Annotated in this window: 11 protein-coding genes; 2 read left to right on the plus strand and 9 right to left on the minus strand. The window is 44.4% G+C overall.

Going from position 1 to position 12,064, the window contains the following annotated elements:
- The first annotated feature begins 2 nt into the window (after positions 1 to 2).
- A complete protein-coding gene (gene phaZ, locus BK582_RS08130) occupies positions 3 to 908 on the plus strand; it encodes an intracellular short-chain-length polyhydroxyalkanoate depolymerase (RefSeq protein WP_078594109.1) in 906 nt (301 codons plus the stop codon).
- Positions 909 to 1,026: 118 nt separating this feature from the next.
- The gene (gene fabG, locus BK582_RS08135) at positions 1,027 to 1,767 is read left to right on the plus strand and encodes a 3-oxoacyl-ACP reductase FabG (RefSeq protein WP_078594111.1); all 741 of its coding nucleotides are present in this window, start codon (positions 1,027 to 1,029) and stop codon (positions 1,765 to 1,767) included.
- 91 nt (positions 1,768 to 1,858) lie between these two features.
- Here fabG and BK582_RS08140 read toward each other — a convergent pair whose 3' ends face one another.
- The 9 genes from BK582_RS08140 to BK582_RS08180 form a co-directional block, all read right to left on the minus strand.
- Positions 1,859 to 3,787: a 5'-nucleotidase C-terminal domain-containing protein gene (locus BK582_RS08140; protein ID WP_078594113.1), complete on the minus strand. Its 1,929-nt coding sequence runs from the start codon at positions 3,785 to 3,787 to the stop codon at positions 1,859 to 1,861.
- A 301-nt stretch (positions 3,788 to 4,088) separates the two neighbouring features.
- The gene (locus tag BK582_RS08145; protein WP_078594115.1) at positions 4,089 to 5,534 is read right to left on the minus strand and encodes a YjiH family protein; all 1,446 of its coding nucleotides are present in this window, start codon (positions 5,532 to 5,534) and stop codon (positions 4,089 to 4,091) included.
- 198 nt (positions 5,535 to 5,732) lie between these two features.
- A complete protein-coding gene (locus BK582_RS08150) occupies positions 5,733 to 5,993 on the minus strand; it encodes a DUF1292 domain-containing protein (protein WP_078594116.1) in 261 nt (86 codons plus the stop codon).
- Positions 5,994 to 6,391: 398 nt separating this feature from the next.
- Entirely contained in the window at positions 6,392 to 6,841 is a 450-nt protein-coding gene (locus tag BK582_RS08155) for an Lrp/AsnC family transcriptional regulator (protein ID WP_078594118.1), read from the minus strand.
- A 67-nt stretch (positions 6,842 to 6,908) separates the two neighbouring features.
- Positions 6,909 to 7,748, minus strand: a complete 840-nt coding sequence (locus BK582_RS08160) for a 1,4-dihydroxy-6-naphtoate synthase (RefSeq protein ID WP_078594120.1) — start codon at positions 7,746 to 7,748, stop codon at positions 6,909 to 6,911.
- Complete coding sequence (locus BK582_RS08165) at positions 7,749 to 8,429, minus strand: futalosine hydrolase (protein ID WP_078594122.1); 681 nt, start codon at positions 8,427 to 8,429, stop codon at positions 7,749 to 7,751.
- A gap of 353 nt (positions 8,430 to 8,782) precedes the next feature.
- Positions 8,783 to 9,682 carry a homoserine kinase gene (gene thrB, locus BK582_RS08170; protein ID WP_078594124.1) on the minus strand — a complete coding sequence of 300 codons (900 nt, stop codon included), beginning with the start codon at positions 9,680 to 9,682 and terminating at the stop codon, positions 8,783 to 8,785.
- Positions 9,679 to 10,752, minus strand: a complete 1,074-nt coding sequence (gene thrC / locus BK582_RS08175; protein ID WP_078594126.1) for a threonine synthase — start codon at positions 10,750 to 10,752, stop codon at positions 9,679 to 9,681. Before thrC ends, thrB begins: the two co-directional genes overlap by 4 nt.
- Positions 10,752 to 12,050 (minus strand): homoserine dehydrogenase, encoded by a 1,299-nt coding sequence (locus BK582_RS08180; protein ID WP_078594128.1) that lies wholly within the window; start codon positions 12,048 to 12,050, stop codon positions 10,752 to 10,754. Before BK582_RS08180 ends, thrC begins: the two co-directional genes overlap by 1 nt.
- Positions 12,051 to 12,064 lie beyond the last annotated feature (14 nt).

The raw sequence follows: 12,064 nt of genomic DNA on the forward strand, positions 1-12,064 counted from the left end.
AAATGGCGGAGATAGTATTGAAGTCTGTTGAACTTGATAATGGCGAGACTTTAGGCTACAGGGAACGGAGCGGGGGGGATAAGGTACTTCTTCTGGTGCATGGCAACATGCAGTCCTCTAAACACTGGGATATATTGATGGAACGTCTGTCTCCGGAATTTAAAGTTTACGGGGTTGATTTGCGGGGGTTCGGTATTTCCACCTATCATCAAAGCTTTGATTCTCTGAAAGAACTTGCGGGGGATTTGAAACAATTTGTGGATAAACTGGGCATAAGCCGTATGTTTTTAATGGGCTGGTCAACTGGAGGAGGTGCAGCTATGCAATTCGCGGCGGACTATCCACAGATGACAGAAAAGCTGGTTCTCCTTGCATCCCTTTCTACAAGAGGGTTTCCGTTATACAGAGTGAACGAAGCAGGGGAACCTGTACTTTCCGAACGTTTAAAAACGAAGGAAGAAATCAAAGGAGATCCGGTCAGATACATCCCTCTTTCCGGAGCTTATGCCACAAGAAATAAAGACATGCTGCGCACGGTCTGGGACAGCCTGATTTATACACATAACAAACCTGAGGAAGAGAAATATGAAGAGTATCTGGAAGATATGCTTACTCAGCGCAACCTTCTGGATATTTATTACGCAAATAACAGATTTAATATGAGCCGCCATCATAACGGACTGACAGAAGGAACTGGAGAGGTGGACAACATAAAAGCCCCTGTTTTAGTGCTGTGGGGAGAAAATGATCGTGTAGTTTCAAGGAAGATGACAGATGAAATTCTGGAGGACTTTGGAGATAAAGCGGAATTTGTTTTGCTGAAAAACAGCGGACACTCTCCATTAATAGATGACCTGGAGGGTTTAATAGCCGAAACCGAGAAGTTCTTGAAATCATACCTTTGTTAAAGAGCCATGACAATTTTTACACTTGTATTGATTGTAGCGAGCGTCCTGTAGTGAAAAAATCAACATTTAAGTTTAATATAGCAAAATTAATAAAATGGTATAAAGGGAGAAGGGTATTATGAAGCTCAAAGACAAAGTTGCGATTATTACTGGAGGAGCAGGCGGTATTGGCAGTGAAACAGCGAGGTTGTTCGGTAAAGAAGGGGCGAAAGTTGCCATCGCCGACTTTAGCGAAGACGAAGGGGAAAAAACTGCAGCAGAACTGAGGGAATCTGGCATAGACTGTATTTTTGTGAAAGTGAATGTTGCAGATCCTCATAGTGCTGAACAAATGGCGGAACAGGTTACAGACCAATTTGGAAAAATTGATATATTGATTAACAATGCGGGGATTACAAGGGACGCGATGCTCAAGAAACTGTCTAAAGAGCAATGGCAGCAAGTGATTGATGTGAACCTTAGTGGTGTGTTTCATTGTACACAGGCGGTTCTTCCCTATATGACCGCCCTGGGGAGCGGCAGTATAATAAATACTTCTTCGGTAGTAGGCGTACACGGAAATGTAGGCCAGACAAACTATGCCGCCACTAAGGCAGGGGTTATTGGAATGACGAAAACATGGGCAAAAGAACTGGGCCCGAAAGGAATCCGTGTAAATGCCGTTGCTCCAGGATTCGTGGATACAGCGATGGTTGCTTCTGTACCGGAGAAGATTATGGAGACCCTCATTGAGAAGGTACCGTTAAAAAAGCTTGGCAGGCCGGAAGATATCGCGAATGCTTACCTATTCCTCTCCTCAGAAGAAGCTGCTTACGTAAACGGAACAGTGCTTGAAGTAACCGGGGGACTTGTAATCTGAGCTGATATGAGCATGCGCATCATTTTTCAAACAAACAGAAAGCCTGCCCCTCATCTAAGGGCAGGCTTCTGTTTCTGATATTATACGGGTTTTACTGGACGTTAATTCTTCCTTCCACTCCAGGTATCTGAATATCTTCTCTCTGAAGATAATCTATCAGCACTTCACTCAGAAGCTGGCCTGTATCGGAAGTTACCGGTGCACTGGCAAGCCACTCATACCCGTCTCCACCGCTCGCCATAAAGTCATTCGTAGCAGCAGTATAAGTAGCTTCCGGGTCTACCGGCTCTCCGCCAATATACATTTCAATGACCCTGTCGCCAGCCGGGCGGGAAGGATCAAATGTATAGCTCATTCCGGAAACGTGGAAGAACCCGCCGTTTTCCGCTGGATATAATCGTGCCCCGTGTTCTGCACTTTGGAGGAGATCTGCTCCGGTAACTTCAATTTCCACCACAAAGTTGGAGAACGGGAATGCAGTAATAACATCGCCAATTGTTACGTCACCAGCAGAAATACTGTCTCTGATTCCGCCGCCGTTAGTAAAGGCAACATCCGCACCGGTGAGGTCTCTCATGGCATCAGTAATTAAGTTGCCAAGATTAGTTTCCTGTGTGCGAACAAGAGAACGTTCACCATTGAGATCGACATCAATAGTTGCAATAACCTCATCCATTGCTTCTCTTACTTCCGCCTCAATGTTTTCAAGCATGCTTTGAATTGCCGGTTCTTCATCAAGGCCAGCATGGTCACGGGCAAGGAAACCATTAATACCTACAAGATCGTCTTCGTAAAATAGAACATGGTTAATGCTTAACGCTTTGCCGTATTCCCACGCTTGTGTTATATAAGTTCCATCATGGAGCTGAGGGTATTCCAAAGTAGTATGGCTATGTCCGCCCAAAATCAGGTCTACTCCATCTATCTCCTGGGCGAGCTCCATTTCAACATCATACCCTGAGTGGGATAAAACAAAAATATGGTCCACTTCGTCCTGTACTTCCTCTACTAATGACTGAAGGGCAGGAAGCTCATATTCAATGTGAAGCCCTTCCAGATTTGCAGGAGCTGTTTTTACCGTTGTATCCTGTGCTGTAATAGCAATCAGGGCGATCTCTTTTCCGTTAACTTCTACGATATCATAAGGATCAGTTAAAAACTCACCAGTCTCCTCATAAGTAACATTTCCGCTCATTACAGGGAAATCAGCCATCTCCATTAATTCATGAAGACGCTCCTGGCCAAAGTTAAAATCATGATTTCCAAGGACCATAGCATCGTAACCCATTGCATTCATGAGATTAACAGCCGCAGCCCCTTCACTGAAGTTAACATAGTTAGTTCCGTGGAAAGTATCACCAATGTCAAAAAGGAAGGTATCATCATTTGCGGCTCGAACCTGTTCAGTAATCGCCGCGATTCTTGCCATACCCATTTCTCCGTTTTCCTCATTGTGGAGAATACGTCCGTGCATATCGTTAGTCGCTACAATCGATATACGGTCAAAGTTGTCCGCGTATCGCGCAAGCATATCGGCCATATCGCCCGCTTTTAATGGAGCGTTTGGACGCAGTACATGTCCAGGATGGCCCACTACCAGATCCAGTGCGCTGGCAGCAGCAAGCTCATCTCTTGCCTCATTACTTACAGCGTTTGCGTCTCTGAACTGATTGAGATAGGAATGGTCATATTCATTCATTAAATTCAACGATCTTACAAGAAAAACATATGCCTGTTCCCTCGTGATTTTTTCGTTGGCCCCGAATACATCATCTTCTGTTTCATCAATAATGTCTAATCTCATCGCTGCATCCAGGTAAGGAGCAAGCTCATCCGGCACATCAGTAAAGGTAACGTCCTCTGTATCAGCATAAGGTGCAGTGTCTACTCCCATGGTATCAAGGAGTCCAGTGAGAAACTCCCCTTTTGTCACATGGCCTGGTTTGGAGGCTGCAGCAGGCTGCACTACAAGTGACAAAAGTAATAAAGTTGACAGGAGGGTAATAATACTTTTTTTCACAAAAAATTCCCCTTTCCTCTATTAAATTGCAATCGCTTTCAGTATATAAGAGAAAAAGTGAAATTTGTATGAGCTAAGAGACATAAGGTTTTTTCCGGTCTCATCAAAAAAAGAGCAGACAGGACTTTTAACTATGATAATGTTCCTGGAAACGAGGGATTTGTTAACAATTTAAGGTTATATCACTAGTCCATTATTCATGCTTTGTCAGATAAATATATGTAGAAAATTCTGTGATCGACAGGAAATAAAGTTAAAACAGGCGGGATAAACCCCGCCTGGTAAGTTATTTGAATGTAAGTTAAAACAACAGGTGCATAAATAATGCGACAATCGGAATCGCGATCAGAGTGCGCAGGAAGAAGATGATTATCAGATCTTTCACTTTTACAGGGATTTTTGTAGAGAGCATAACTGCCCCGGTTTCAGAAAAGAATATGATCTGCACCATTGATAAGGCGGCGATAAAGTATGCAGCTGCCGGTTCAATCGTTCCAACCTGGTCGGCAATCATTAATACTGGAAGAAACATTTCCGCTATTCCGACAGTTATTGCCGGGGAAATTTCTGCAGCATTCGGAACAGCGAATAACTGCAGGAGCGGGACAAAAAGCATTCCGATCCAGGTAAATACTGGTGTATACTCAGCGATTATCAAACAAGTAACGCCAATCCCTGTCAACATACAAAGCACCTTCGGAAGCACAGCAAGACCTTCAAGAAGGCTCCTTCCTGATTCTCTGAAGATGCTGCCGGCGTTATAGCCGCTTTCAGCTGCTCTTTTTACTGCCTTTTTAAACAATATTCGCTCAAATTTTGCTTCCTGCTTTCTCTCTTTCTTTGTCTGGACAGCCCCGTCATAATATTTGTCCGGTTTCTTTGCAATAGGAGGTATTCTTACCATAATCGCCGATACGAGAAAAGCGATAAAGAAAGAGGAGAAATAGACAGTGAGAAAGCGATCCATCAAACCTGCAGTAGAGATAACCACCGCTGCAAAACCAATGCTCACAGCACTAAAGCTCGTTGCTATCGCAGCTGCTTCTCTTTTTGTATACGTATTGTTTTTATACAGGTTATTCGTAATGATTACTGCTACGGAGGAAGAACTTACAAAGGAAGCGATACCGTCAACGGCACTTTTTCCCGGCACCTTAAAGACTGGTCTCATAAGCGGTTCGAGCAATGTACCGACAAAATCAATTCCTCCATATCTTAAAATAAGCGGGATAAATACAGCACCAAGCGGTATAATCCATAGGACCTGTAAAGCGATACCTGACATTACTTCCCCTGTGTCTTCGCCAACAACAGGTGCAGGACCAGCAAATCCGGCAAAGCTTACATGCAGGCTGTAAAAAACAGCAAAAACTGCGCCTGCAAGGTATATAATTATGTGAATGATTGTATCGTCCTTATAATACCGGCCTGCCCGGGAATTCTCCGGGGCGATATATTTTCCATATATACTGGCCGCAGCGTTAAGAGATGTAAGTACAGCAATTGCCCAAACACTGGCAAGCCCTGTAATATCAATAAAAAAGTTGTAAATATAACCAAAAAGTATTTCCGTTGTTCCGTTAATGGAAAAAGGAATGAAGAAAATCATTACTGCAATCGATGAGTAAAAAATGCAGCGTAATAGTCCGGTTATAAAATTTTTTCTTCCTGTAAGATTGGGCAAGGGCTTAAATTCCGTATCGCTATGCGATACGCTGTTAGTTTCCCCAGCAGGGCCATTTTTCATCAAATACCTCCTCGATGTTTTTCTTCCATGCATCTCAGCGGTTAACAGATGTTCTGCAACAGAACCGCTCACTTGGTTAACTGATATGGGAATTCTTTTTCCCGCTGAAAGATAAATTAAACGAGATACCTAAGGACAAAAAAGGCAGAAAAAAGAGAGGATGCCTCTGCACAACCCTCTCAGAATGTGTTTATTAATTTAACCCTGAAAATTTTCTGGCTCATCAATATCCGCGTCAATAGCAATGTTATATGCATCCATGAGGTTTTCTATTTCTTCGTCTGTTGCGGAAACGAGAGACTGACTGCCGTTTTCATCTTCTACTTTCATTACCATTGTCTCTTCCCCGGAAGTGAGCATTGCGTATGACTCGCCTTCCATGTCGAATAAGGCATCCACCTGAAAAACTTTTTCATTGCCCTGGTCATCCTGTACGGTAACATAATCTTTCTCTGCCATAAACACACCTCTTTCCACGTAGATCAAAACCTGTACTTTAATAAATTGCCCTTTATTTTGCTTTTTAACAGCAAAATGGAGCGCCTATTTTTCATAATAAATGAAAGGCTTTGTAAATCTTGTTGTTATTTCCGTTAAAAGACGCTCGCTTGCACCACAGGCATAAGCGCAACATCTGCTTAATCTTCACTCCGTTTGATTTCGCAGTGTTTTCTTTACCTCGGGCATTGCCTCAGCTACCTCAAAAGCAAAAAGTGCTTTCGAGGGGATCTTCGGCTAATGCTATTCCTGAAGGCGTCTCGCGTTTTTAACTACAATCAACATAGTTCTAAAAGCAATATTCGTTTTTAACCGTCTAAATGAAAAAAGCATGCGGTGCTTAACCGCATGCTTTATTACTATAGTTTTAACCCGGTACGGCTTTTAAATCTGCGGAGCAGGATGTGGCTTTCAACCCGGGTAATACCTTCAAGAGCGTACAGCTCTTCGTTTATAAAATGCTCCAGGGAAATAAAATCTTCCACAAGTACGTGCATATGCAGGGTGCTTGGCCCGGTCATCTGGTAGCAACTTGCCACTTTAGGGTTGTTTGCAAGGGTTTCTGCCACCTGTACAAGGGAACTTGGCTCACAGTCAACTTCAAAGAAAGCAGAAACGCTTCTGCCTACCTTTTCGGAATTAATGACTACCGTGAATTTTTCTATAACTCCATTTTCAGAAAGCTGGTTAATCCGATCCCTGATTGATACCCGGGATAAATTAAGTTCTTTTCCTATATCTACGTACGACATCCTTCCGTTTTCCATGAGCAGTTCTAATATTTTCTTATCTGTTGCGTCAATTTTCATAACTTTACCCTCATTTCTATGGAAAGTTTTATTGAGTTTTGTGAATGGACGAACCGTCAGGCTCTCCTTATTTTTGCAGCAGAAGAGAAGAGAAGTCGATCTTCGAAACGAGTCCTTCGTCTGCAGCACGGTTAAGCAGGGAAGTTACAGCTGCATAGCCGTCTTTTCCAAGGTCTTCAGAAAACTCATTTACATATAAATCAATATGGGCTTTCGCCACGTCGCGGGACATTTCCTGCGCATGTTCCATCACATAATCTTTTGAAGCTTCCGGATTGTTCCAGGCGTACTGAACAGACTGCCTGATCCAGCTTTCGACTGCTTTTAAGTCTAGAGATTTTTTTGCAATGATCGCTCCGAGAGGGATTGGCAGGCCTGTATCTTCTTCCCACCAGTCACCAAGGTCAGTCAGCATCGTTAAGCCGTATGCTTCATATGTAAAACGAGCTTCATGGATAACAAGCCCTGCATCAACTTTCCCGTCTCTTACAGCAGGCATAATTTCATTAAATGGCATAACGATAATTTTTCCTGCTCCGCCAGGAATCTTCTGGGCAGCCCATAATCTGAAAAGTAAATAGGCAGTGGACCGCTCACTTGGTACAGCTACTGTTTTTCCTGACAAGGAAGAAGGTTCCGCGGCAGAGTCATTGCTTAATACGAGGGGGCCGCATCCGCGCCCGAGTGCTCCTCCACAAGGAATAAGTGCGTAGTCTTTATGGATCCATGGTAGGGCGGCGTAAGAAATTTTCATTATATCTGCTCTGCCATTGGCTTCGGCTAGATTATTTGTAACATCAATATCTGCATAAGTAACATCAAGCTCTGGAGCTCCAGGCACAAGACCGTGCACTAATGCGTGAAAAATAAAAGTATCATTTGGGCATGGCGAGAAAATGATTTTCATTTATAGTTCCTCCTTCAATATTCTTGCTGCTTCAGTTAATGAATCTAATGCTTCTTTTATTTTCCAGGACCCTTTATCCCGTGGGCCAACCTCATTTGATATTGCTCTGATCTCCATGAAAGAAACTGCATTCTTATGTGCTGCCCAGGCAACGCCGAAGCCTTCCATTGCTTCCGCTGCCACTCCTGGTACACGTTTCTGGAGCTCTTCTGCAGTTTCGGCCGTACCGGTTGCAGTTGAAACAGTGAGGACAGGGCCTGTGCGAGCAGGAAGTCCTGCTTTAATAAAAGCTTCAGTTATTGTCTCGGCAAGATGTTTATTCACGGTGAGTCTGGAACATCCAAAACCTAATTCTTCCACAGGGAGAAAACCTTCCTGGGATTCAGCGCCAAAATCTGCAGCAATAATCTGGTCGGCTGCTACGATGGAACCGATCTCTGCCTGTCCGGTAAAACCACCGCCGATTCCTGCGTTTATAACAAGATCGTATGTATCTTTTGCCAGGAAGCACGCAGCAGATACCCCTGCAGCGACAGGGCCTGCTCCGCCGGCTTCTACAGTAAATCGGCTGTCATTATTAAGTCCTTTAAGTAAGCTTTCTTTTTCAGCATCTACAGCTGTGATGATAAGAATTTTTGTGAATCGTCCAGAAACAGGACTTGTATTTTTTGAAGAAGTCATCATTTGTCTCCTAACTCGTTACATCCTTTTAAAAATAGTTCTTACTAAATATAGTAAGTGATAATTCATCTGTTGAAAAGTGAGCGGGCTGATTTAACTCTTTATATATTTTATGCCTTCTAAGCTGATGCTTATATTATACGGTTTTGGTTAGTTGAAAGGGATAATATAAAGAGCCTGGTTGTAACGAAAAAAGGGGATTCGTTACCTGAGTGAGCGAATGGTCCGAGCTGAGGTAATGAAAGGGGGAGGTTCGTTACCTGAAGTAAAAAGCACAGCTTCATCTAAAGCTGTGCTTAAAACTTCTATATGGAAAGGGATCTGATCTGCTGCTATAGAGCCAACAACTTACTTTATTCATACTCCACTTGAACCCCTTCTTCAGAAACCTTTAACAGTACTACCTCGTGTCCGGAGAAGGCCCCTGCCTCCTGGAGAGTATCTAAAACTACCTGTCCGCTGCCAACGGGAGCAAAGCACAAAACTGTCGGTCCTGCTCCGCTGAGGGAAACGCCGTACACATCCTTTCCCTCCACAACTGCCGATATTTGATCAAGTTCCGGAACAAGGCGTTTACGATAGTTCTGATGAAAAAGGTCATTTCCCATCATTTTTCCTGCAAGAGGCCAGTTGTTTTGCAGCAAAGCAGCAACAAGGACATTGCTGATGCTGCTTGCAGCTACCGCTTCCGGAAATGTAAACTGCTCCGGCAGACTGTTCCGGGAATCTTTCGTCATCAATTCATATGGAGGAATGACGGCAACTATATCTACCTCAGGGACTCCCCCGGAAATAACATCAGTTGCATCTGCCCGGTGGCTCCCAATTACGAGCCCTCCATATAAAGATGCGGCTACATTGTCCGGATGCCCTTCTGTAACAGAGGCCCGTCTTAATTTTTCCCCAGCATCCAGTTTTAAATCAAGAAGGACATTTGCAAGCTCGATTCCAGCAACGATTGCTGCGGCACTGCTCCCCATTCCCCGTGATAATGGAATTTCACTTTTAATGATGAGCTCACATGGGGGAAGAGTGCGCCCATAGTCAGAGGCGACAGAAGCAGCTGTCTGGTAAATTAGATTATCTTTATTGGCTGGCAGCCCATCGAGATTTTCCCTCGAACTGAAAGTTATCGACCATTCGCTGGCAGGGGAGACCTGAATTTTTATATACCGGTTCAATGCCATGCCTACGGAGTCGAAGCCTGGTCCCATATTTGCTGTGCTGGCGGGGACGGTAATGGTGAACTTCATTGTTTTGCACTTCCGCTTCTCCCCAGTATTTCTCTGAAAACAACAGATTCATCGTTTGGCAGTTTAAAAGGTTTTACAAGGGCATGATCGATAGCGCAGTCAGGATCTTTCAGTCCGTTACCTGTTAAAACTGCTGCAATTTTTGCTCCTTTATTAATTTCCCCGCTGGCAAGCTGCTTTTTGATGCCAGCAATGGAGGCACAGGAAGCAGGCTCTGCAAATATTCCTTCTTCCCGGGCGAGGAGCTGATAAGCTTCGAGTATTTCCTGGTCAGTGACGAAATCAATTTTTCCCCCTGATTGATCTGCCGCATTCTCTGCCTGACTCCAGCTGGCAGGATTACCGATACGGATAGCAGTAGCGAGTGTTTCAGGGGACTCGATTACTTCTCCTTTAACAATGGCAGCGGAACCTTCCGCTTCAAACCCTCTCATTTGAGGCAATCCGGAACCTTGAGCTTCATGGTATTCGGTGAAGCCCTTCCAGTAGGCGGTTATATTCCCGGCGTTGCCCACGGGAATGGCCAGTATATCAGGAGCGGTTCCTCCGAGCTGGTCCACCACTTCAAAGGCGGCTGTTTTCTGTCCTTCAATCCGGAACGGGTTTACAGAGTTTACTAGTGCCACAGGGGAATCTTCGCAAAACTTCCGAACCATTTTTAATGCATCATCAAAATTTCCTTCAATCGCGTATACTTCTGCTCCGTAAACGATCGCCTGGGCAAGCTTTCCCATGGCGATTTTTCCTTCCGGGATGATGATGATACAGCGAAGGCCGGCCCGGGCAGCGTATGCAGCGGCGGAGGCAGAAGTATTGCCTGTTGACGCGCACATTACTCCTTCCGCACCTTCTTCTTTTGCTTTTGCAACAGCCATTACCATCCCTCTGTCTTTGAATGAGCCAGTAGGATTGGCGCCTTCGTATTTTGCGTATATTTCTACTCCCCATTTTTCAGACAGGCGTTCAAGGGGGATGAGGGGAGTGTTTCCTTCCTGCAAAGTTAGAAGGGGAGTTTCCTCATTAACCGGTAAATATTCTTTATACCCTTTTAGTAATCCGTTCCATATCACTAGCGCTCATCTCCTTCTACCCGGTAGCTGCTTTTTACATCCACGACTTCCTCCAGAAGGTCCAGCTGGCGGAGGACATTTTTATAATCACTCTTTGCAGCTTTATGGGTGACAATAATTATTTCTGCCAGCCCGCTGTTTTTCAAAGGGAGCTGCAGGATTTTTTCCAGGCTTATTTCCAGCTCGGAAAATAATGTAGTTAATGCGGCAAATGTGCCAGGTTTGTCTTTAGCGTGAATGCGCAGAAAATACTTTGCAAAAACTTCATCTTCTGTTTTCAGTTTTTTGACAAACTGGGGAATAACAGCACTGTTTCCGTTAACATCAAGGCGCATATTTTTCAGCACTTCCACAAGGTCGGAAACAACAGCTGTAGCAGTAGGAAGTTTCCCGGCCCCGGGCCCGTAAAACATCGTTTCACCAACAGCCTCGCCGTACACGTAGATAGCGTTGAATTCATTGTGAACTGAGGCCAGAGGATGAGCATCCGGGAGAAGCACCGGTTCTACGCTTACTTCTGCTTTATCCTCAGTGCGGCTGGCAATGCCAACGAGTTTCATCGTGTATCCGAGCTGTCTGCAATATTCCAGGTCTTCTGCTGTAACGGATGAAATTCCGGATACGGACACGTCATCCAGATCAATGTGCATGGAAAAACCGAGTGTTCCTAAAATTGCAATTTTTCTGGCTGCATCAAGGCCTTCTACATCCGATGTTGGGTCTGCTTCCGCGAAACCGAGTTCCTGTGCTTCTTTCAGCACTTCATCATATCCCCGGCCTTCCTGGCTCATCTTAGTGAGTATGTAATTGGTTGTCCCATTAACTATACCCATCATTTTAGTGATTCTGTCAGAGGAAAGACCTTCCGTAAGACTTCTTAAAATTGGAATTCCGGCGGCAACGCTTGCTTCGTAGAAAAGATCGCAGCCATTTTCGGCAGCTGCCTGGAGGAGCTCTTTTCCGTGTAACGCCATCAGGTCTTTGTTGGCGGTTACTACATGCTTATGATTTCTGAGCGCCTTTAACACATGTTCCCGCGCAGATTCTATTCCTCCCATGACTTCAATGACAACATCGATTTCTGAGTCTTCGAGTATGTCGTCCGGGTTTATCGTAAGCCTTGATCCATTGGTCTGCACATCACGTTTTTTCTCTAGCTGGCTGACAAGGATTTTTGTAATTTTAACATTGCAGCCAACCTGGTGTTTCAATTTATCCTGGTGATTGTCTATAAGATGAACGACTCCGCTTCCAACAGTTCCTAAACCTAAAAGCCCTACAGAAATTACATCCTTCATTTTTCCTCACCCTT

The sequence above is a fragment of the Evansella clarkii genome (assembly GCF_002019695.1).
Taxonomy (GTDB): Bacteria; Bacillota; Bacilli; order Bacillales; family Salisediminibacteriaceae; genus Evansella; species Evansella clarkii.

Coding starts and splice junctions, on each gene's coding strand:
- phaZ (WP_078594109.1), top strand. CDS start 3: ATGGCGGAGATAGTATTGAAGTCTGTTGAACTTGATAATGGCGAGACT.
- fabG (WP_078594111.1), top strand. CDS start 1,027: ATGAAGCTCAAAGACAAAGTTGCGATTATTACTGGAGGAGCAGGCGGT.
- BK582_RS08145 (WP_078594115.1), bottom strand. CDS start 5,534: ATGAAAAATGGCCCTGCTGGGGAAACTAACAGCGTATCGCATAGCGAT.
- BK582_RS08150 (WP_078594116.1), bottom strand. CDS start 5,993: ATGGCAGAGAAAGATTATGTTACCGTACAGGATGACCAGGGCAATGAA.
- BK582_RS08155 (WP_078594118.1), bottom strand. CDS start 6,841: ATGAAAATTGACGCAACAGATAAGAAAATATTAGAACTGCTCATGGAA.
- BK582_RS08160 (WP_078594120.1), bottom strand. CDS start 7,748: ATGAAAATCATTTTCTCGCCATGCCCAAATGATACTTTTATTTTTCAC.
- BK582_RS08165 (WP_078594122.1), bottom strand. CDS start 8,429: ATGACTTCTTCAAAAAATACAAGTCCTGTTTCTGGACGATTCACAAAA.
- thrB (WP_078594124.1), bottom strand. CDS start 9,682: ATGAAGTTCACCATTACCGTCCCCGCCAGCACAGCAAATATGGGACCA.
- BK582_RS08180 (WP_078594128.1), bottom strand. CDS start 12,050: ATGAAGGATGTAATTTCTGTAGGGCTTTTAGGTTTAGGAACTGTTGGA.